This window comes from Fonticella tunisiensis (genome assembly GCF_004364155.1).
Classification (GTDB): Bacteria; Bacillota; Clostridia; order Clostridiales; family Caloramatoraceae; genus Fonticella; species Fonticella tunisiensis.
In genome coordinates this window covers 34,589-55,415 of the sequence record NZ_SOAZ01000019.1, presented here as the reverse complement: position 1 = coordinate 55,415, position 20,827 = coordinate 34,589, and the positions used below count along the sequence as shown (strand labels likewise).

Genomic DNA, 20,827 nt, shown 5'->3' with positions numbered 1-20,827 from the left:
AGATGACAAAGCTCATGTATAACAACATAATCAATTACAGACAAGGGGGCCATTATAAGCCTCCAGTTAAAATTTATATTTCCCCTGCTGGAGCAACTTCCCCAAATGCTTTTTTGTTCCTTTACTACTACCCTGTTAGGAACAAGATTTAGCTTTTTGCTGTAAACTTCAGTTCTTTCCTTAAGTTTAACCTTGGCCTGTTCCTTAAGCCACTTAATTAACTCTGCCTTTATCAATTCCTGTCTCTTATCCTTCTCGAGCTTTGAATCTACTGTGACTTCAAACTTTCCCCTAAAGAGCCTTACGTTTACTCCCTTGATACCACCCTCAATAACCTTAAGCCTGTATCTTCTCCCCAAATACTCTATTGATTCACCGCTTACAAACTCCTTCTCCCTTATCTCTTTACTAATCTCCCTAACAAGCTTGAGTTTTCCTAAAATCCATCCTGCCTTCTTCATGACAACTTCGTGGACAAGGCTATCTTCTACATGAAGGGGAGAAGTTACGATAACTTCTCCCTCCGGTGTTACGAGTATTCCTATGTTCTTTTTCTTCTTTTTTATTGCTTTATATTCAAAACATTCACTACCATATACAATCTGCGGCATAGTCATCTACCTTCCAAAGTGTACTTTTGCAAGTTCTACTATTTCAGCTGTTATTTCATTTGCTTCTCTTAAACTGTAGCCAAAGGATCTTAAAAGCCCCTTAAGTTCCTTCTTCATATCCTTCTGGGCATCATCTCGCTTCGTCCAGTCAACTACAGCACATTTTTTCACCTTTTTTACAACTTCCTTTGCCCTATATACTGTAACATCTCCATACTCTTCCCCCTTCTCTGCCACCATGTCCTCAAAAACCTCATCCCTCTCAAACTTTTTAAGAAGCCCGTAGAAGGCATACTCAACTTCGCTAAGCCCCTTATCCTCCGCCTCATCCCTGTGGCCTGTTTTAATATCATCCCTAAGCTTTTCAAGCTCCATTGCAAGCTGTTCCCAGCTTTCGTCATACTTCCTTATTATCTCCTCAAGCCTTTCAAGGAGGGTTTTATAATAAACCGGGTCCTTATCTATGTTTACTGAAATGTAGTGCCTTATAGCATGCTCTATTTCCGAGGCCTGTGCCTTCTTGCTTGTAAGTCCCTTTACATGTGCATCAAAGCCCTTGTCAATTATACTAATGGGCTTTATTACTGTGCTTATACCTGAGCTTCTTATATGCTCCTCTATAAGCTTTCTTACCTTTTCTCCACAGCCCTCAAGGTTCATAAAATCGTCCCTGTATCTGTTTTTGGCCGCAGCATATACAAGGCTTAGGAATTTAAAGTCAGCCTTATATTTATTTACAAGTGGGTCCGGCATTAATATATCATAGTACCTTGCAAACTCCTTAAAGGCTGCATTGAACTCATCCCTTATATTCTTATCCTTCAGGACATATATACATTCCTCAAGGTCATTTCTATCAACATTTCTAAAATATTTCACAGCTTCCCTTCCTGCATTGTCAAGGTACGGAAGTATATCCGAAACAGGCTTTAATGCTCCCTCTATATCCTCATCTGAAAATATTTCAAGGGCCTGGTGAAGATGCTTTGAAACTCCAAAGTAATCTACGATAATTCCAGCCTGCTTGTCCTTATACTTTCTATTAACCCTTGCAATTGCCTGAAGGAGGTTGTGCTCCTTAAGGGACCTGTCAAGGTACATAACCTGAACAACTGGAGCATCAAATCCAGTTAGGAGCATGTTGTTTACAACAAGTATTGATAAGTTATCTTTATCATTCTTAAACCTGTTTATTATATCCTTTTGCTTGTCCTTATCATAAACGTATTTAGCAATATCGGCCTCATCGTTTTGCTGACCTGATATGATTATCTCTGCCTCAGGTCCGTTAAGCTCCCTTAAGGTTTCAAGGTATCTTACCGCAGCAAGGCGTGAGCTTGCAACTACCATTGCCTTGTATCCGTTTGGCTTTACCCTCTCTTCAAAGTGCTTAATTAAATCAAGGCATATTGCTTTAATTCTTGAGGGAGATTCGGCAATATATGTTGCATTAACATATCTTTTCTTAATCTCCGCCTTTTCCTCAGGTGTTTTATTGTAGAACACCCTGTCAAAAAGCTCCTCAAGGTTTGCACCCTCAACCATAAGTTCTGGTTTTCTTCCCTCGTATAAAATAGGAACAGTCGCACCATCCTTAATTGCTGCATTAAACGGATACTTGTCTATATAATCTCCAAAGGTTCTTCTTGTGTTTTTGTCTATCTTGGATATTGGAGTTCCTGTAAAGCCAAGGTATGCTGCATTAGGAAGGGCAGTTCTCATATTTCTTGCAAGGTCGCTGTATTGGGTTCTATGGGCCTCATCAACCATTACTATTATGTTTTCACTCTCAGAAAGCACAGGATACTCAACATCTTCATCAACTCCGAGGAATTTATGTATAGTTGACATAATAACAACGCTTTTATCCTTAGTTAATAGCTCCCTTAGCTGCCTTCTGCTTCCTATATGAATAACCTCATCCCCTGAGGTCTTTCTAAATGTATTTGTTATCTGCTCATCAAGGTCAACCCTGTCGGTTATGATGAGTATTGTTGATGCCTTAACCTCAGGAATCCTTCTTATCTTTCCACAGAGATACACCATTGTAAGGGACTTGCCTGAACCCTGTGTATGCCAGATAACACCGCTTCTCTCCTTTGAGTTTTTAGCATTAATAAGTCTTTCGAGTGTCCTGTTTACTGCCCTAAACTGCTGATATCTTGCAAGCTTTTTAATGAGCTTTCCATTTACAGATTCATAGACTATAAAGTTTTGAATAAGGTCAAGAATGTTCTCCTTTTTAAATATTCCTGCAAGAAGTATATCCTGTATCTTATGCTTTCCCAAGTCCTTTATGCTCAGTGGATATGGGTCCTTCCACTCAAGATAGTGGTCATACCCTGCACCCACCGTTCCAAACTTTGCTCCTCCACCAAAGGTTGAAACAAGAACCTGATTGGTATAAAAGAGCTTTTCAGCGCCTTCATTTTCCTCGGGCTTTCTCATATTCGTATATTTTAAAAGCTGTTTTATCCCCTCCTCCATGGCATTTGGCCTGCTTTCGGCCTTGCACTCTATAACTCCGATTGGAAGGCCATTTATAAACACAACTATGTCGGGAATAATAGTTTCTTTAACTCCCTGCACCTTATATTGGCGGGTTACTATAAATTCATTGTTATCTATATTTTCATAATCAATAAACTTTACAGTCTGTCCCTTTTTACCCGTTCCCAAGTCCTGCTCAAGGGATATATGGGAGGTAAGCATTTCATAGACGTCCCTATTACCTTCCATAAGCCCAACTGCACTAACATGGGTTAACCTTCTGACTGCCTTATCCAAGTTAACATCATCTATCCACGGATTTATTCTTTTTATCGCTTCCCTAAGCCTTTTAACGAGTATAACTTCCTTTAAGGATTCCCTTTCCTCCATGAGAACCTCAGGCTCAACATAAGTGTACCCAAGCCACTTTAACCTCTTAATGGCAGGAAGCTCTACTTCGCTTTCCTCTGTCCAGATGCTCAACAGTTCCACCCCCATTGTTGCGGCGAACAATGTTCGCCCCTACATAGATTCTTTTCATGTTCACATGTCTTTTCATTTGCTTATTAATCCATCCCACCGTAGGGGCGAACAGTGTTCGCCCCTACATAGATTGTTTTCATATCGGCGTATCCTCCTGTTTGTTTAATTATCCCCAATCGTTAGGCCTGTTGCGGCAAATAATATTCGCCACTATATGGATTGTTTTCATGTTTACATGTCTTTTCATTTGTTTATTAATCCATCCCACCGTAGGGGCGAGCAGTCTTCGCCTCTACATAGATTCTTTTCATATCGGCGTATCCTCCTGTTTGTTTAATTATCCTCATCGTTTGGCCTGTTGCGGCGAACAGTGTTCACCCCTGCATAGATTGTTTTCATGTTTACGTGTTCTTTCATTTGCTTAATAACCCATCCCACCGTAGGGGCGAACAGTGTTCGCCCCTACATAGATTCTTTTCATATCGGCGTATCCTCCTGTTTGTTTAATTATCCCCATCGTTGGGCCTGTTGCGGCAAATAATATTCGCCACTACATGGATTGTTTTCATGTTTACATGTCTTTTCATTTGTTTATTAATCCATCCCACCGTAGGGGCGAGCAGTCTTCGCCTCTACATAGATTCTTTTCATATCGGCGTATCCTCCTGTTTGTTTAATTATCCTCATCGTTTGGCCTGTTGCGGCGAACAGTGTTCACCCCTGCATAGATTGTTTTCATGTTTACGTGTTCTTTCATTTGCTTAATAACCCATCCCACCGTAGGGGCGAACAATGTTCGCCTCTACATAGATTCTTTTCATATCGGCGTATCCTCCTGTTTGTTTAATTATCCCCAATCGTTAGGCCTGTTGCGGCAAATAATATTCGCCACTACATGGATTGTTTTCATGTTTACGTGTTCTTTCATTTGCTTAATAACCCATCCCACCGTTGGGGCGAACAGTGTTCGCCCCTACACATTAAACATCGTTTGTACATACACTTCGGGTGACATACGTCACCGCATAGACTGTTTTCCTATTTAGGGCCCATTATGATAGGATTACCTATTATAATATTTATCCGACTCCCATTTTAATGGGTTGGTGTCAATATATTGCCAAATCTTTTGATATTCTGACTCATTACGTATAATATGGTCGTAATAGGATTTCTGCCATATTGAATAGCCTATTTGCTTTGCTATGTATCCCTTCATTTGTTTAATGATTCGCCCTATTGTCGGTGCTGTAGGGTCGAACATCGTTCGCCCGCTTTCATTACTCTGCAATACAAGAATCATATGCAGATGGTTTGGCATAATAACGTACTTTTCAATTTCAACATTCGCATAATATTTAGGTATATTTCTAATTGCAGTATCCACTAATATTCCTATATCTGATAACTCAAATTGGTGGTTATTTTCTGGCGAACAGTGTTCGCCCCTACATAAAATATTTTTCATGTTTTGAACACATATTGTAATAAAATAATATCCATTTTGACTATAATCATAACCCTTTAAACGAATTGATTTTCTTTTCGGATAATCCATCACATCACCACCAGATTGTTTACCGTAATTAAAATTTTTATTCTATAATTCACCCCATCATTGGTACAGTAGGGGCGAACATCTTTCACCCATGTTCATTCAACAATGCATCCCATCTATAAAAATTACATTGTTTTGTAGGGGCGAACATCCTTCGCCCATGTTCATTCAACAATTCGTGCCATCTATAAAATTACATTATTTTGTAGGGGCGAACATCGTTCGCCCATGTTAATCAACAATTCATTCCAGCCATATAAATTACATTGTTATATAGGGGCGAACAGTGTTCGCCCGTATAAAGAATCATTACACCTTTACCCTAACCCTTCCTGTTAAAAGCTGCTGCATAAGGCCTTTTTTAAGCTGTAATAGCTGCTCTTTGCGTTTTTCTTCGGCTTCGATTTTTTCGTCTACAGCAGAGAGGATTGAGGCAATTTGGCGTTGTTCGTTTTTGTTAGGACTGGCTAACTTTAAAGCTTTTAGCTCTCCACTATTAATTGCACTAAACGTACTTCCTTGAGATACTTTATCGAATATGTCTTTATACTGTTGAAGAGCATAATAAATGAACTTAAAATCATTCTCTCTTTTTGCTCTAATCGCTGCTAACCCTCTGCCGATACAAGCCTTTACATTATTTATATTTACATCTCCAACAGGTGCCCTAACTGACAACAATATATCAAGAGGTTCTGAAATTTTAGTAGGTTGAATGCACCATTTTCTCACTGTTGGATATGTTGTTCCAAAGTCAGCTTTTCCTTGGAAAAATGGGATTCCTTCCCCTACATCGTTATAGGTACTTGAATCAGGTGATTGCCCCATAATTACATCTGCTAATTCATCTAATCTTCTAACTTCCCAATCCTCAGGTATCTCCCCTATTTCAGTCATCTTAAATTTGCTGTGCCCTATACCCTTTGTAAGAAGTTTTTGCATTAATCCCTTTTTAAGTTCCTTTGTTTTTTCTATTATTTCATCAGTTTTTTCTATTAATTCATCGACGGTGGAAAGGATTTGAGCAATCTTTTTTTGCTCCGTAAATGAAGGAAGAGCAAAAACAAATCTTTTTAAATCCTCCTGATTTAAACTTGCTTGATTTACAGCTTTCTTACAATTATCTCTAAAATATTTCCTGGCATTATATGAGCATAATAAGAAATACAAATATTTGTCATATATTTTATCTTTATCCGATCTAATCCTTAGTAAATTCATTCCATGATATAAGTTATAGTCTTTATCAACATATGCTACCTTTCCAATATGCTCAACACTATTTATATTACTAAACAATATATCCCCTGTATGTAATTTATAATCAGTTAGATCCCTTTCAGTTTCAACATATCCAACTTTATTAATATCAATTATCCCGTTTGATATTGTCTCAATTCTCGTGACTCTAACACCTTTACCTTCTCGATTTTGCTTATCACTTAAACCATTTGAACAACTTTTTATTACACTACCAAGTTTTACAATTGACCACTCCTCAGGTATCTCCCCAATCTCCGTCATCTTATATCCTTCTCTAACCTTCTTCACGCTATCACCACCTGTCTAATCCCTAAATCCAAGCTCAACTAAAAATCCATTTAGCTTCTTATCTATTGCTTTTCTTTCCTCTTCAAGTTCGTCGAGCTTTTGAATAACTTCCTCTATATCAATCAACTCTTCCTCCTCGCTTACATCAACATACCTTGAAATGTTCAGATTATACTCGTTCTTATTAATTTCTTCATTTGTAACAACCTTTGCATACTTCTCCATATCCTCAAAACCATCAAAGGCTTTAACTATTTTCTCTATATCCTCATTCCTTAAAACGTTCTGGTTCTTTCCTTCCTGGTATTCCCTGCTCGCGTCTATAAATAGTACCTTTCCCCTTCTCTTTGTCTCCTTGTTCTTATTAATCACAAGTATTGCTGCAGGGATGCCTGTGTTATAGAAAAGCTTTGAAGGCAGGCCTATAACAGCCTCTATAATATCATCCTTTATCATGCCTTCCCTTATCTTTCCCTCTGCTCCGGCTCTAAAGAGAACTCCATGGGGAACTACCGTTGCCATCTTTCCAGTAAGTTTTAATGAGGCAATCATGTGCTGAACAAATGCTAAATCCCCATAGCTTGCAGGAGGAAGTCCATATGTAAACCTGTTAAATCCATCATTCTCAACGTCTTCCCTTCCCCAGTTCTTCAAGCTGAATGGAGGATTTGCAATAACCCTGTCAAACTGCATAAGCCTTCCATTTTCTATATTTTGGGGAGCCCTTATGGTATCACCCTTATAAATCTTAGCCCCTGTGACACCATGGAGTATCATGTTCATCTTGCAAATAGCCCAGGTGCTTAAGTTTATTTCCTGTCCATATAATGAAACGTTGTTTGGGTTTCCACCATGCTCCTCTATGTACCTTATTGTTTGAACAAGCATACCACCAGAGCCAACAGTAGGGTCATAAACCTGCATTCCTTCCTCCGGCTTAACAAGGTTTACAATTAGCCTGACAACCTCGGCAGGTGTATAGAACTCCCCTGCCTTCTTTCCCGAACTATCGGCAAACTGCTTTATAAGGTACTCATAGGCGGCACCCAATATATCTGTCTTTTCAAAGTCAGAATTTCTAAGCCTGTATGTATCAAAATGCAGTATAAGGGACCTTAGCTTATTGTCAGGCAGCCTGTCCTTATCATTAAAATCAACCGCTGTCAAAACTCCTTCGAGTATTGGATTTTCATGTTCAAGCTCCTCAAAGGCCTTGTTAATTTCCGGTCCTATATCGTGCTTCAAATCCTTTATATTCTTCCACCTGGCCCTTTCAGGCACATATATATCATGCTCATCCCTGTCCTCAGCGATCTCCCTTGCTTCCTCCTCCGAGGCTCCAAGTTCCATTTCCCTCTTTATAATATTTTCTATTTCCTCATCAAAAACATCGCTTGCCCTCTTTAAAAAGAGCATTCCGAATATGTAGTTCTTATACTCAGAAGCATCCATGTTGCCCCTTAATATATCAGCCGCTCCCCAGAGAAAGCTTTCAAGCTGGGATAAGGTTAGTTTGTTCTCCATTTATGTTCACTCCTTGAAATAGCTTTAGTTTGATATATTTACATTTTATCACAAAAAATTAATAGCCAACTATTGATTTTATATAAGATAAAATAGGCAAAAACTGGCAGCTGAACCTATTCCAAAGATCCATTTACCAGTTTTTTCTTATCATTAAATACGGCTGCTTATTCAATTCTGAGTAAGCAGCCGTAATAACCTGTTCAGAAGCTTTGTTTACAAATTTAATTTTTATTCTTTTGCAGCCCTTGATACAGCCTCTGCCACTGCCCTTTGAACCTTATAATCAAAAGGCCTTGGTATTATATAATCTTCTTTCAAATCCTTTTCTGGTACTGAATTTGCTATTGCAAAGGCAGCTGCTAATTTCATTGCTTCATTAATTTCCTTTGCCCTTGCATCCAGTGCTCCCCTGAATATTCCCGGAAAGGCTAAAACATTATTTATCTGATTTGGAAGGTCAGAACGTCCAGTTCCTACAATCCTTGCCCCACCTGCCTTAGCCTCCTCAGGAAATATTTCAGGCGTTGGATTTGCCATTGCAAATATTATTGAATCACGGTTCATGGTTTTCACCATCTCTTTTGTAACAACGTTTGGTGCTGAAACTCCTATAAATACATCAGCACCCACCATAGCATCCGCCAAGGTTCCACTAATACCCCTTGGATTTGTAATATGTGCCAGTTCCTGCTGGGCTTCGTTTTCAAAATTGCTTTCTTTATTAATAATGCCCTTTTTATTACATACAACTATATCCTTTACCCCAAAACTTAGAAGTAGTTTGGTTATGGCAGTTCCCGCTGCACCCGGACCGTTTACGACAACCCTTATTTCATCCTGTCTTTTTTTAACTATCTTTAACGCATTAATTAAAGCCGCTAAAGTAACTATTGCTGTGCCATGCTGATCATCATGAAATACTGGTATATCAAGCCTTTCCTTAAGCTTTCTCTCTATTTCAAAACATCTTGGAGCCGATATATCCTCAAGATTGATCCCCCCAAAACCTGGAGACACCCTAACAATAGTATCAACAATTTCATCCACATCATTTGTATTTAAAACCAGTGGAAAGGCATCTACGCCTCCAAATTCCTTAAACAAAACTGCCTTCCCTTCCATAACAGGAAGTGATGCCTCAGGACCTATATTGCCTAACCCTAGAACAGCACTACCATCGGATACTATAGCTACACTATTCCATTTTCTTGTATAGATATAGGCATTTTCCTTATTTTTACAAATCTCTCTGCAAGGTTCTGCAACTCCTGGAGTATAGGCTAAACTCAAATCTAATTCATTTTGTACTTTTGTCCTAGACTTTATCTCAATCTTCCCTCTAATTTCATTATGAAATTTCAGGGAATCTTCATAAATAGACATATTCTATTCCTCCAAGTCATTCTGTATATTAACATAAAGCATATAAGTAATAATAGCTATTGGGATTATCTTTATTTAAACCGATATATTTATCTAAATTGAAGGTTTTTACCTCTTTGAAATCAAGCTTTTTCTCTCTGTGCATTGATATAAGTTCCTTGTACATAGGAACTGGAGTACCTCCAGTTGCAAGGCCCAATACACTTTGTGGATTTAAATAAACATGGCATAGTCTCTACCCCTTTATTTTTTATAACCAGATAATATAACAAGGGATAGTTAATTCTAAACAGGACAATAATTAAAGGACTGCCTCACAAGGAATTATTGTGAGACAGCCCCTTTATCATCCTCGAAAGGGGGATGTCCCCTACACTTCTATTCATGACGTGATAGAAAAAGTCTTAATTCTTTTTCTCCAAATACCAGTAGTCTTTATTATGCTCCATCAAATCATCAAGTACAGCTTTAGCTTTTTCAGGATTTATAACAGTTCTGTTCAAGGTCAGGGCCTGAAGTGCCTTTACATAGTCCTTTTCCAAGAACGCTTCAACTGTTAGAAGTTCGTAGGCATGCTGAGCCTCCATTAAACCTTTATAGAAAGGCTTAATTTCTCCGTAGACATAAGGATGTGCTCCATCTTTTCCAACGGTACCCGCTACTTCCACTATGGCATCCCTGCTGAAATTGGTTATTATATCATTGTTTCTGCTCATCAGAATGAATTCACTATGCAAATCGTATGCAATAGATTCTGCCAGTTCTACCATCAGGTCACCAAAGACACTGTTTGTTATGATTTCCACATCATCTATGGATTTAGCATTAACAGCCTTGGAACAGATTTCCCAAACTTCCTTTTCTCTTGAATCCCTTGCTTCATCTGCTCTTGTGTAGTTTGGATTGCTTTCAGCTACTATTTCATCAGGGAAGAAATAGTATTGAAGATAGGTTGTTGGTATATACTCATCAAAGAATTTCATGTACTTGTTTACTCTTAAATAAGTATCCAACCAGGACTTGGAACGCTGCTCTGCATTATAGGGCCTGAAGTCATGATCCCTTAGGTAGGTTCTTAGCTGCTCAAAATAGTCCTTTCCATTGATGTCCTTAAGTCCTGTAAACCATCCAAAATGATTTAATCCAAAATAGGTAGCTCTTAAATTCTTTTGTTCAACTCCAAGAATCTTAGCAAAGGATCTCATAAGTGAATATGGCTGGTCGCATAAATTCAATATTCTCTTATCATCAGGGAAAACCTTGTCAAGGCCTAGGGCCACTATTGCAGCTGGGTTTGTATAGTTTAAAATCCAAGTATCCTTTGAATGCTTGCGCACTTGGTTAACCATCTCTATCATTGCACCAAGGGATCTCATGCCGTAGGCAAAGCCTCCCGGTCCGCAGGTTTCCTGTCCAACTAATCCATATTTTAGTGGAATTTTTTCATCCAGGCTTCTCATTTCGTTTTTTCCAGCACGCATCTGGCAAAATACAAAATCTGTATTTTCATATGCTATATCCGGATCTGTAGTAAAAACTACTTCCGTTTCACTACAGTAAGTCTTTAAAACAAGTCTTATATAATCCTCCATTTTTGAAGTTCTTTCGTTATCTATATCATAGAAAATTATCTTCTTTAACGGGAACCTGTCCTTATATTTTACTAAACTTCCAACTAATGCAGGAGTTCTGGCACTGCCTGCTCCAGTTATTGTGATTATATTGCTGCTTCTCATGTCTATTCCTCCATTATTTATATTTTACATCCTAGCTAACTGCTCATCTACCTCATTTCTTACAAACTCTACTAAAGGCCCGTAAACAATATGAATATGCTTTGGCGCAGGGAAGAATATTCCTGTACAACCTGAACTTTCAAGCAACTTACGGTCAACCAAGTTTACATCACCTAAATCAATTCTCAAACGTGTTATACAGTTATCAACATGTTTTATATTGGCTTTTCCTCCTAAGGCCCGTATTACAATTCTAGCTATTTCATCGTATCTCTTTTCCTTGATAAGATTGTTATCTGCAGATGGTGAATCTTCCCTACCTGGAGTCTTTAAATCAAACTTTAATATTGCCCACCTGAATATAAAGTAGGTAACAACTGCAAAAATCAAACCTATTATCACGAAAGCTACCCAGTTTGTTCTTTCATAAAGCAAACCGAATATGGCAAAGTCGAATATAGTTCCCCTTATATATCCTATTCCGACATTAGCCAATGATAATGCCACTGCTCCAATTCCTACAATAAATGCGTAAATTACATATAGGATTGGCGCAATAAATACAAAGGAAAACTCAAGTGGTTCTGTAACATTACCTAAAAATGCTGTTAATATACAAGTAACAATCAGAGATTTAGCCAGCTTTTTATTTTCCTTGTATGCTGTATGGTACATAGCAAGCCCTATTGCAGGGAATAAAAACAATGTAACTAGCATTTGCTGCTGAGCCATAAACCTTGTCAGCTTCGGAAGCATGCTCCAATATTCACTGTTTGGTCCTAAATTGAATAGTATCTCATTAAGAGTAGGAACTACTCCTACGAAGGTCTTTCCGTTTATTACATAGGAACCTCCGGCCTCTGTAAATCTAAACAGAGCATTCCATACGTGGTGAAGACCGAAGGGAATAAATAATCTTTCTCCGGCTGCTGTGAAGAAAGGTCCTACAGGACTTAGATAAACTACAGATAATTTAGTTAATATGCCTACGAACATTTCCCATATGAAGGGTATTGTTAAACCAATTGCCATCATTATTCCCATAGTTATAATAGGAACTGACTTCTTGCCTGAGAAAAAAGCAAAGGCTATTGGAAGCTCAAGCTTGTAGAATCTATCTGTTGCCCATGCCGCAACAAGTCCTGTAATTATTCCGCCCAGGGCGTTTACATTCATAGTCTGAATGCCCAGCACCTTTATCTGTCCAAACTGGCTCATTACCTCCGGTGCTGCCATCTTTCCGGTAACTGTCAGCCATACATTCATGGATATTATCAGAATGATATATCCTATTGTAGATGCAAATACTGCTATGCCCTTATCCTTTTTGCTCATTCCATATGCTACTCCCATAGCAAACATTAGGGGAATATTATCAAAAACCGCACCAGCTATTGTTCTCAAATTAACTAGTATTGTATTTAGTACCGGATTACCTAAGAAAGGGAATCTGGCTATCATATAGGACTGAACAAGTGCACCTGTTAAGCCTAGTATCATTCCTACAGGTGCCATAACTGCAATTGGCAATAACAAAGTTCTACCAAACTGCTGTATCTTCTGACTAAAATTCTTGGACATCTCGCCTTCCTCCATTTACAAATTTTAAAATATATCCTATGAAGCATTTACTAGAAGAGCGCCCTTCTTAATAAAGATTTTACATTCCGCCGGAAGGCTTGACAATGATTCCTGATGATACTCTTTTCCTAGATAATGTCTCAGGTCATGGGAAATGAACTGGGTCATGTTAAAGTCTGGATAAAAATAAATAGCCCGTCTTTAAACGAGCTATTTTCTATCGAGTTCCTTTATACAATTAACAATCATTTCAATAACTATGAACATTCCTATTCTGGATATGCTGTCGTTGTGCTTAGTCTCGGTATCATTTGCTACACAATGCAGGGTATAATCGCATATCCTGGATAATTCATTGTTCCCAAAGGAGGTTATTGCTATGCTTTTAACCCCCTTGACCTTTGCCATATTAGCCACCTCAAGTATTTTTTCCGTATTCCCTGACAAGGAAATCAAAATTACCAATTCATCTCTTGTCAATGTATTACCAACAAGGGTAAGCAAATTATAGTCGTCGACAAATATACACTTGATCCCAATGGTAAGGAGCAGATGATTCAAGTAATGTCCGGCCGCTTTACTTGTACCCCTGGCAAAAACGTACACAGTTTTAGCATCTAATATCTGCCTGGTAATTGTTTTATATAAATCCGTTTCTACTACAACAAATGTTTTCTCAATATTTTGTTTTAAGTTATACTGCAAATCCTCTAAAACTTTTTTGTCATCTTCATCATTATTTACAGATTTAAGATAATACTTTAAATCCGCAAAGCCCTCAAATCCTAACTTTTGAGCCATGTTAATAATCACAGTTTTAGACGTATAAGTTTCCTTAGCTAAATCACTTATCCTCATCTTCATAACTTTTTGTTGATTTTGATAGATATATGTGAATACCTTCTGTTCGCTATTTGTTAATTTATTAAATAATTTAGCTAAATTTTCCATAATTCCCCCCTCACTTTTTAAATAATTGCCCCTCACTTTTTAAAACTATAAACTATATCTCAAACTAAATCTATAACTCTTTTATCAGAAACGTTTGAAAATTACCTATATTATCAAATGTGATTATACCATATCTGTCGAAAATTACAATATTATGAAAACACTCATCCTATAACAGGCACCCCGTACCTCATACCTCGGGACAATTCTCAAAAATCTCAAACATATATACAACAAAATAGCCCTGCTATTTAGCCCCCTAAAGTACTTGGGCAGTGTGTCTTAATATGATAAGATATTATTGGCTAGGTGGAATGCATTATGTCGATAACAAGAAAGAAATATACACCTGAATTTAAAGAGTCAATAGTTAAAGCAGCAGTAGAAACAGGTAATGTATCTTTGGTTGCAAGGCAACATGGATTAGCCTGAGAATAAAACCTTAGGAAGTGGCTCAAATTTCTATTGACATTCACATTGAACCGCAGTTACACTATCACATTATTTAGTAATACCCCACAAAAAATAAAAATTACTACAGGAGTTGTCTCCTATAGTAATTTCCAGTTTGAATTAATCTTATCTAAATAAATTTACACAAATCTGTGGGCGTTCTCAAAGCTAAATCTGTTTTAAAATATGATATACCCCTTCTTCATTGTTTGTATACTCGGTAAAGTGGTTCCATCTTTCCTGAAGCATAGAATCTGCATTTTTCATTGCTATTCCTATTCCAGCAAAACTAAGCATATCAATATCATTTTGGCTGTTTCCTATGGCTAAAATCTCTTCTCTTCTAATGTTAAGGTAATTTGCAACTAATTTTAGTCCATTGCTTTTTGATACTTCCTTTGGTACAAAGTCCAATGCTATTGTGGCTGAAGCAGTTATATTTACATTTATATTCTTAAGTTCGTCATCAATCTTACCGTATATTGGGTCTTTATAATAAATTATAATCATATTAACATCTTCTGTAAGGTTTTCACTCAGCTTTCCAACAACCTTATATTCTATCCCGCGTTTTTGGCAGAAAATCCTTGAGGCTTCTTCATCTTTTTCAACATACATCAAATCATCTATATATGCCTTAACATAAAGCTCCTTATTTTCAGCATATTTTATTATTTTTATAGCCTCAGTAAGGGGTATTTTGGCAGTATAAATCTCTCCCTTTGGTGGAACAACTATTCTTCCGCCATTATATGCAACTATTGGTACCTCAACACCTAAAATGTCTCTAACCAAATAGGCAGATCCTAGAGTTCTTCCCGTCACTAACGCAATGTTGATACCTCTATGTACCAGACTTTTTATACAATCAATTGTTCTTTTAGAGATTTTTAAATCATCATCTAATAATGTTCCATCTAGATCTAAAGCAATTAGTTTTATATTTTTTGCTTCCTCTATGTTTAATCCAAATCTTTTTTTATATTTACTTGTATCATTTTGAAAATTCACTATCATTCCCCCTGCGTTTTAATAAAAAATGAAACTAAAACCCCTGTACAAGATATTTAGGTTCAATCCCTTCCAATACGCTTATAAGTCCTTCTACTGCCATCATTCCCATTCTGTTAGTAGCGTCAATTGTAGAAGCCCCACAATGTGGAGATAAAATTACATTATCTAGCTCCAATAGCTTATTAGAAACAGGGGGTTCAATCTCGAATACATCTAGTGCTGCCCCTGCAATTCTGCCATCTTTTAAAGCCCTGTATAATGCTTCCTCATTAACAATTCCACCTCTAGCTGTGTTAATTATATAGGCAGTGTTCTTCATTAGATTTAAATCTTCCTCATCTATAAAATGATACATTTCATCTGTTAAAGGTACGTGAAGTGTTATAAAATCAGATTTTTCTAATAAAGTCCTTTTATCTACATATTTTATTCCATTTTTTACAGCAAAATCATGGTCAGGATATATATCATAGGCCAATACTTCCATATCAAACCCCTTTGCTCTCTTTGCTACTCCCCTTCCAATTGCTCCTGTTCCAACAATTCCTATTGTTTTACCGTATATTTCACATCCAATTATTTTTTCCCATCCCCTATCTCTAACTATTTTATCCAGCTTTATAATATTTCTGCTTAAACTTAACATCAAAGCAAAGGCATGATCTGCTACCGATTCATTATTGGCACCTGGTGTATATGTAACTTTAATTCCAAGTTTTTTTGCTGTTTCAAGATCTATATTATCTAAACCAACACCATATTTAGTTATAACTTTTAGATTTTTTGCCCTTTGTAATACTTTAGCTGAAATAGTGTCTAATCCTACAATCATTCCGTCTATATCTTCAACAATATTTAATAATTCCTCCTCTGTATACTGTTTGCCAGAAGAATTTTTAATTATTTCATATCCATATCTCTCCAAAATTTCAAATGGAGCATTACTTGTTTTTCCAAATGATCTCGGAGTTATTAATATTCTCTTAGTCATTTTTTATCCTCCTTTATTAAACAATAGATTATTTTTATTTATAATCATAAAATTTGAACCCCTTTCCAAATGTCCTTTTATTGTTAAAATTATTGGTCTGCTTTGGAAATGGGGTTTTTTTATTATAGAGATTTTTTATATCTTATTAAAAATTCTTTAATGCATCCTGCAAAGTAACAGCTTTTGTATCTGGAACTGTTTGGAAAAATACTTCTATTCCTTTTGAAGCTAGTGATTTAAGGATTTCTGCATCTGAAGGCTTAAGACCAACACTTGGTATAACAAATTTAGCTTCCTTTGTTTTAGCAATTCCACCAATATTTAATCTAGTTATAGGCAATCCCTTTTCAACAACTTCATTGACAGTATCAATATTTTTGAATAAAAGAATTGCCCTGTAGTTTTCAAATTTTGTCTTATTCCAATATTCCACTACCTCATCTGTGCTGAAAACCTTTATTGTCATTCCAGAACTTGCTGTTGACATAATGTAAACTTCCTTCATGAATGGATCCTTGGCAGTTGGATTATCAACAACAAAAATAGCATTTGTATTTAGTCCTCTTGACCATTTTGTCATAACCTGTCCATGAATTAGTCTGTCATCTACTCTTGCTAAATTTATTTCTCCCATATTTATCACTTCCCTTTCTAATTTATTTATTAATAAGTATTATTTTTGAAATTTTTTTATACCTTCAACGCCTGAATTTATCATTTTTTCAACTAAATCTTCTAACTCTTCAAACTCCCTAGATGAAAAGAACTCTATTAGCATAAGCATATTAACCCCTGTAATAACCTTAATATCATGATTTTTTAGAGCATACAGCCCTACATTAGATGGGCTTCCTCCCAATAAGTCAACAAGAACAATAGTATCTTTATCGGCTTTTTCATTTTCTGCAATAATCCTTTCAACATCAGCCCTTAAAACATCAACATCATCACCTAGGTTAAGTCCAAGAGCAGCGGCATCCTCCTGTTCACCCATGATCATTTCAACACTTTTTAGTAATTCCTTTCCAAAATTTCCATGGGTAATAATTAATAGGAATTTTTTCTTCATATAATCACCTCATTACTTGATCCATATATATCCATAAAACTTACAATATCTTATATTATAAGTTACTTTTCGAATTTACATTTTTGTTATGGGCAGCATGGATATATAAAATTTTCATTATAATAATGCATCTGTCAACCAGCTGCCCACAACATGAATACTAATTTTAAATTACAGTAATCCTATTCCTGCAAGGATTCCTAATATAACTGATAATCCTAATAGTGCCTGAGTAATCTTTAATCCCTTCTTTGTAAAGTATAAGTAAACACCCATTACAGTAACAAGTGGCAGTAAACCTGGTAATACTTGATCCAATATATTTTGAAGAACAAATTCCTTTCCTGAAATTGTCCATTTAAATGATGTTGATACCTTCACATAGGAAGCAGCGAGGATACCCATCATAAATATACCTAATACTGATAATCCATTTAGCAATTTCTTTATGTTAGCGCCACCAACTATTTCAACTGCTGCCGCACGTCCTAATCTGTGTCCGAGCTTAACAAAATAGAAACCATAAATATAGGTGAGTGTTACAAAGGCAATCCATGGAATTAATGCTCCAAGACCACTGCCAGCCTGCGCCCACGGAAGTGCTATGGCTAACAGTATGTACTGCACTGTACCTGAATCTATGGCATCCCCTATTCCTGCAAGGGGCCCCATTAAACCTAGTTTTGTACTGTTAATAACTTCAGCACTGACTGCTTCATCCTCTCTCCCTTCATAAAGAGCATTTGCCCTTGCCTCTTCAAGTGAAGCAGTTATTCCTAAAATAGTGCCGCCTCCCCAAATAGCCTGTGTATTAAAAAACTGCATATGTCTTTCATAAGCTTCCTTTAAATCTTCTTGTTTCTTATATAATTTCCTCAATATTGGCATTAACCCCCAAAGAAGAGAAGGTGCTATATATCTGTCAAAGCTGTGAGGAATTTCATTTGCATACCACCATCTGAACCAGCTTCTAGCTAAATCCTTCGTGGTAATTTTTTCAGGTGCTAAATTTTTATCCTTTTCTGCACTCATCTCTATTCAACTCCCCTCATTCTATGCTTCTGCATTTGCACTGGTAAACATTACATACAAATAAGCTACTATTCCACCGATTATTGCGTATGTAACAGTATTAATCTTAAGTGATGCTAGAGATACAGCCATAAAGTAAGCTAGCAGGAAGAATACAAGAAAACTTGGTTTTCCTATTACCTTAAGTATCAAGGCAATACCTAGCGCCGCAAGTCCTCCACCTATTACACTTAGTATGTGGAATATCTTTCCACCAGCAAGTGAAGCTGTAAAGTTTGCTATTACAGGAGCACCATAATAAAGTGCAACAAATATTAATGGTACATATAAAACAAAGCTTACGATTGTAGGAAGAACAATTATTCCAAGGAATAATCCCTTATCATTCGTTTCACTGGCAAATTTATCAGTTAAACGTATGATAAATGTGTTGAAATAAAATCTTAACTGGTAAAGGTAACTACCTAACATACCAACCGGAACTGCTATTGCAATTGCTTCAGTTGGTTTTAAACCTGATAATAATGCTACTGGCACAGCTATTGAAGTTGCAACTGCTGGTTCACTTGGCATTGCTCCACCAGGTGCTATCATACCCATATAAACCAACTGAATAGCAGCAGTTATTTTCATTGCCTGGGCTACATCTCCCATTACTAATCCAACTATAAAACCTGTCATCATTGGGCTAAATCTAAGCATTAATGTTGAGTATCCTAATGCACGAGATTGAACAGCTGCTACCCACAATGCTATCAACAAAGATTGTGCTACACTAAGACTAGCATGTTGCATTTTAATAATTCCCCCTTATTTCACTTAATTAATAATTATAAAAATAAATTCTAAATTAAATTGTATTCCTTAATCCCTCCCTCATTTGTTATAATATAGTAAATGCAGAAAACTGCAAAAATTTTAAACACATTTATAAAGTCTTTATAAAATTATATATGCACTTTTTTTACTCCCAAATCGTATGAAAAGTTCCTTCCATATCAATTCTGCTATATGTGTGAGCTCCAAAAAAATCTCTTTGTGCTTGAATAAGATTAGCTGGAAGGTTTTCTTCAGTCATACTTAAGAAATAATCTAATGCGGTATTATGTATAAGCATTGGTATATAGTATTCTCTTGCAACATTTGTTATATATTTTACAGATTCTATTTTTTCCATAAGGAATTTTATAGACTTTTCATTATTTAGAAGATTAGAGTTATCATCCTTTTCATCAACTATTTCCCTATAAAAATCCAGCATTTTAGCCCTAATTATACATCCGCCCTTCCATATCTTTAGTACATCTGAAATTCTTATATTATATCCATAAACCTTTGAAGCCTCTGACATTAACCAAAGCCCCTGAGAGAAAAGTATAAAGTTTGAGAAAAGAAGAGCGTTTTTAAGTTCCTCTATAATCTTTTCCTTGTCTAATGTAAGGTCTGGATATTTTTTTTGTATTTTTCTAGATAATTTAGTTCTGTCCTCCTTGAAGAATGTAATAATCCTTCCCTCAACAGCAGCATTTAACGAAGGTGTTGGAATACCAAGCTCTAAAGCTGCCTCAGCGGTCCATTTCCCTGTACCTTTCTGTCCCGCCTTGTCCAATATTAATTCAAGTGTTGGCTTTCCGGTTGATTTATCTATATGCCGCATAAGTTTATGCGATATTTCTATAAGAAAAGAATTTAATTCTCCTCTATTCCATTCCTCAAAAATTTCAGCTATTTCATTCGTTGACAATTTTAATACTTTTCTTAAAATATCATATACTTCTGAGATTGCCTGCATCATTCCGTATTCTATTCCATTATGCAGCATTTTTACGAAATGTCCTGCAGAATCATTTCCTACATAGGCACAGCATGGTCCTGATTCGGTTTGAGCAGAAATTTTTAATAAAATATCTTTTACCAAATCATACGCTTCAATTGTTCCTCCAGGCATTAATGATGGACCATTAAGTGCACCGGATTCTCCTCCCGAAACTCCAACCCCTAAGTAGAGTATGCCCTTTTCCTTCAGCTCTTTTAATCTCCTTGTTGTATCCTTATAATAAGAATTTCCACCATCAATTATAAGGTCACCCTTATCAAGATACGGTATAAGTTTTTGTATCATTTCATCAACAGGTTGTCCAGCTACAATCATCAAGAAAATTTTTCTAGGTTTACTTAATGATTCTACAAATGATTTAATATCATAAAAAGGAAAGATATTTCTATCCTTTGCCCTGGTTTCCATGAAAGTTCTTGTTAAGTCAGAGGTAATATTGAAAACAGATACATTATAACCTTTATTTGCAATATTTAAAGCCAAACTTTGACCCATTACCCCCAGGCCTAACAATCCTATGTCATTCATATATTTTACCTCCTACCTCTAAAGCCCCATTT

At 36.5% G+C, this 20,827-nt stretch carries 17 protein-coding genes and 1 pseudogene; 1 reads left to right on the top strand and 17 read right to left on the bottom strand.

Features of this window, described 5'->3' with window-relative positions; all coding sequences use genetic code 11:
- The 10 genes and pseudogenes from EDD71_RS10815 to EDD71_RS10775 form a co-directional block, all read right to left on the bottom strand.
- Positions 1-611, bottom strand: a 611-nt coding sequence (locus tag EDD71_RS10815) for a M48 family metallopeptidase (RefSeq protein WP_166636453.1), incomplete at its 3' end; no start/stop codon positions are given.
- A gap of 6 nt (positions 612-617) precedes the next feature.
- On the bottom strand, positions 618-3,584 hold the full coding sequence (locus EDD71_RS10810; protein WP_207669338.1) for a type I restriction endonuclease subunit R: 2,967 nt from the start codon (positions 3,582-3,584) through the stop codon (positions 618-620).
- Positions 3,585-4,647: 1,063 nt separating this feature from the next.
- Positions 4,648-5,142 carry a transposase gene (locus EDD71_RS10805; protein WP_207669337.1) on the bottom strand — a complete coding sequence of 165 codons (495 nt, stop codon included), beginning with the start codon at positions 5,140-5,142 and terminating at the stop codon, positions 4,648-4,650.
- Between the two features lie 309 nt (positions 5,143-5,451).
- On the bottom strand, positions 5,452-6,693 hold the full coding sequence (locus EDD71_RS10800; protein WP_133628754.1) for a restriction endonuclease subunit S: 1,242 nt from the start codon (positions 6,691-6,693) through the stop codon (positions 5,452-5,454).
- 15 nt (positions 6,694-6,708) lie between these two features.
- The gene (locus EDD71_RS10795) at positions 6,709-8,217 is read right to left on the bottom strand and encodes a type I restriction-modification system subunit M (RefSeq protein WP_133628753.1); all 1,509 of its coding nucleotides are present in this window, start codon (positions 8,215-8,217) and stop codon (positions 6,709-6,711) included.
- 231 nt (positions 8,218-8,448) lie between these two features.
- Positions 8,449-9,603: an NAD(P)-dependent malic enzyme gene (locus tag EDD71_RS10790; protein ID WP_133628752.1), complete on the bottom strand. Its 1,155-nt coding sequence runs from the start codon at positions 9,601-9,603 to the stop codon at positions 8,449-8,451.
- Positions 9,604-9,649: 46 nt separating this feature from the next.
- Positions 9,650-9,826 (bottom strand): annotated as a pseudogene (locus tag EDD71_RS15395) (glucosamine-6-phosphate deaminase); the annotation flags it as partial.
- A gap of 181 nt (positions 9,827-10,007) precedes the next feature.
- Positions 10,008-11,339, bottom strand: a complete 1,332-nt coding sequence (locus tag EDD71_RS10785; protein ID WP_133628751.1) for a family 4 glycosyl hydrolase — start codon at positions 11,337-11,339, stop codon at positions 10,008-10,010.
- A gap of 24 nt (positions 11,340-11,363) precedes the next feature.
- Positions 11,364-12,920 carry a PTS transporter subunit EIIC gene (locus tag EDD71_RS10780; protein ID WP_133628750.1) on the bottom strand — a complete coding sequence of 519 codons (1,557 nt, stop codon included), beginning with the start codon at positions 12,918-12,920 and terminating at the stop codon, positions 11,364-11,366.
- Positions 12,921-13,130: 210 nt separating this feature from the next.
- Positions 13,131-13,871 carry a MurR/RpiR family transcriptional regulator gene (locus EDD71_RS10775; RefSeq protein ID WP_133628749.1) on the bottom strand — a complete coding sequence of 247 codons (741 nt, stop codon included), beginning with the start codon at positions 13,869-13,871 and terminating at the stop codon, positions 13,131-13,133.
- 321 nt (positions 13,872-14,192) lie between these two features.
- On the opposite strand from EDD71_RS10775, the gene EDD71_RS10770 reads away from it, so the two are divergent.
- A complete protein-coding gene (locus EDD71_RS10770; protein ID WP_133628748.1) occupies positions 14,193-14,303 on the top strand; it encodes a transposase in 111 nt (36 codons plus the stop codon).
- Positions 14,304-14,492: 189 nt separating this feature from the next.
- Here the strand turns inward: EDD71_RS10770 and EDD71_RS10765 are convergent, their stop codons facing one another.
- The 7 genes from EDD71_RS10765 to gndA form a co-directional block, all read right to left on the bottom strand.
- A complete protein-coding gene (locus EDD71_RS10765) occupies positions 14,493-15,335 on the bottom strand; it encodes a Cof-type HAD-IIB family hydrolase (RefSeq protein WP_166636451.1) in 843 nt (280 codons plus the stop codon).
- A gap of 34 nt (positions 15,336-15,369) precedes the next feature.
- A complete protein-coding gene (locus EDD71_RS10760; protein WP_133628746.1) occupies positions 15,370-16,329 on the bottom strand; it encodes a phosphoglycerate dehydrogenase in 960 nt (319 codons plus the stop codon).
- Positions 16,330-16,474: 145 nt separating this feature from the next.
- Complete coding sequence (locus EDD71_RS10755; protein ID WP_133628745.1) at positions 16,475-16,963, bottom strand: PTS sugar transporter subunit IIB; 489 nt, start codon at positions 16,961-16,963, stop codon at positions 16,475-16,477.
- A gap of 39 nt (positions 16,964-17,002) precedes the next feature.
- Positions 17,003-17,398 (bottom strand): PTS sugar transporter subunit IIA, encoded by a 396-nt coding sequence (locus tag EDD71_RS10750; RefSeq protein WP_133628744.1) that lies wholly within the window; start codon positions 17,396-17,398, stop codon positions 17,003-17,005.
- Between the two features lie 171 nt (positions 17,399-17,569).
- Positions 17,570-18,430: a PTS system mannose/fructose/sorbose family transporter subunit IID gene (locus EDD71_RS10745; protein WP_133628743.1), complete on the bottom strand. Its 861-nt coding sequence runs from the start codon at positions 18,428-18,430 to the stop codon at positions 17,570-17,572.
- A 21-nt stretch (positions 18,431-18,451) separates the two neighbouring features.
- Positions 18,452-19,225, bottom strand: a complete 774-nt coding sequence (locus tag EDD71_RS10740; RefSeq protein ID WP_133628742.1) for a PTS mannose/fructose/sorbose/N-acetylgalactosamine transporter subunit IIC — start codon at positions 19,223-19,225, stop codon at positions 18,452-18,454.
- A 169-nt stretch (positions 19,226-19,394) separates the two neighbouring features.
- Entirely contained in the window at positions 19,395-20,795 is a 1,401-nt protein-coding gene (gndA, locus tag EDD71_RS10735) for an NADP-dependent phosphogluconate dehydrogenase (RefSeq protein ID WP_133628741.1), read from the bottom strand.
- Between the last annotated feature and the right edge of the window lie 32 nt (positions 20,796-20,827).

What these genes read in the sequence shown, in the direction of transcription:
- EDD71_RS10805 (WP_207669337.1), bottom strand. Translation starts at nt 5,142, where the DNA reads ATGGATTATCCGAAAAGAAAATCAATTCGTTTAAAGGGTTATGATTAT.
- EDD71_RS10795 (WP_133628753.1), bottom strand. Translation starts at nt 8,217, where the DNA reads ATGGAGAACAAACTAACCTTATCCCAGCTTGAAAGCTTTCTCTGGGGA.
- EDD71_RS10790 (WP_133628752.1), bottom strand. Translation starts at nt 9,603, where the DNA reads ATGTCTATTTATGAAGATTCCCTGAAATTTCATAATGAAATTAGAGGG.
- EDD71_RS10785 (WP_133628751.1), bottom strand. Translation starts at nt 11,339, where the DNA reads ATGAGAAGCAGCAATATAATCACAATAACTGGAGCAGGCAGTGCCAGA.
- EDD71_RS10780 (WP_133628750.1), bottom strand. Translation starts at nt 12,920, where the DNA reads ATGTCCAAGAATTTTAGTCAGAAGATACAGCAGTTTGGTAGAACTTTG.
- EDD71_RS10775 (WP_133628749.1), bottom strand. Translation starts at nt 13,871, where the DNA reads ATGGAAAATTTAGCTAAATTATTTAATAAATTAACAAATAGCGAACAG.
- EDD71_RS10770 (WP_133628748.1), top strand. Translation starts at nt 14,193, where the DNA reads ATGTCGATAACAAGAAAGAAATATACACCTGAATTTAAAGAGTCAATA.
- EDD71_RS10760 (WP_133628746.1), bottom strand. Translation starts at nt 16,329, where the DNA reads ATGACTAAGAGAATATTAATAACTCCGAGATCATTTGGAAAAACAAGT.
- EDD71_RS10755 (WP_133628745.1), bottom strand. Translation starts at nt 16,963, where the DNA reads ATGGGAGAAATAAATTTAGCAAGAGTAGATGACAGACTAATTCATGGA.
- EDD71_RS10750 (WP_133628744.1), bottom strand. Translation starts at nt 17,398, where the DNA reads ATGAAGAAAAAATTCCTATTAATTATTACCCATGGAAATTTTGGAAAG.
- EDD71_RS10745 (WP_133628743.1), bottom strand. Translation starts at nt 18,430, where the DNA reads ATGAGTGCAGAAAAGGATAAAAATTTAGCACCTGAAAAAATTACCACG.
- EDD71_RS10740 (WP_133628742.1), bottom strand. Translation starts at nt 19,225, where the DNA reads ATGCAACATGCTAGTCTTAGTGTAGCACAATCTTTGTTGATAGCATTG.
- gndA (WP_133628741.1), bottom strand. Translation starts at nt 20,795, where the DNA reads ATGAATGACATAGGATTGTTAGGCCTGGGGGTAATGGGTCAAAGTTTG.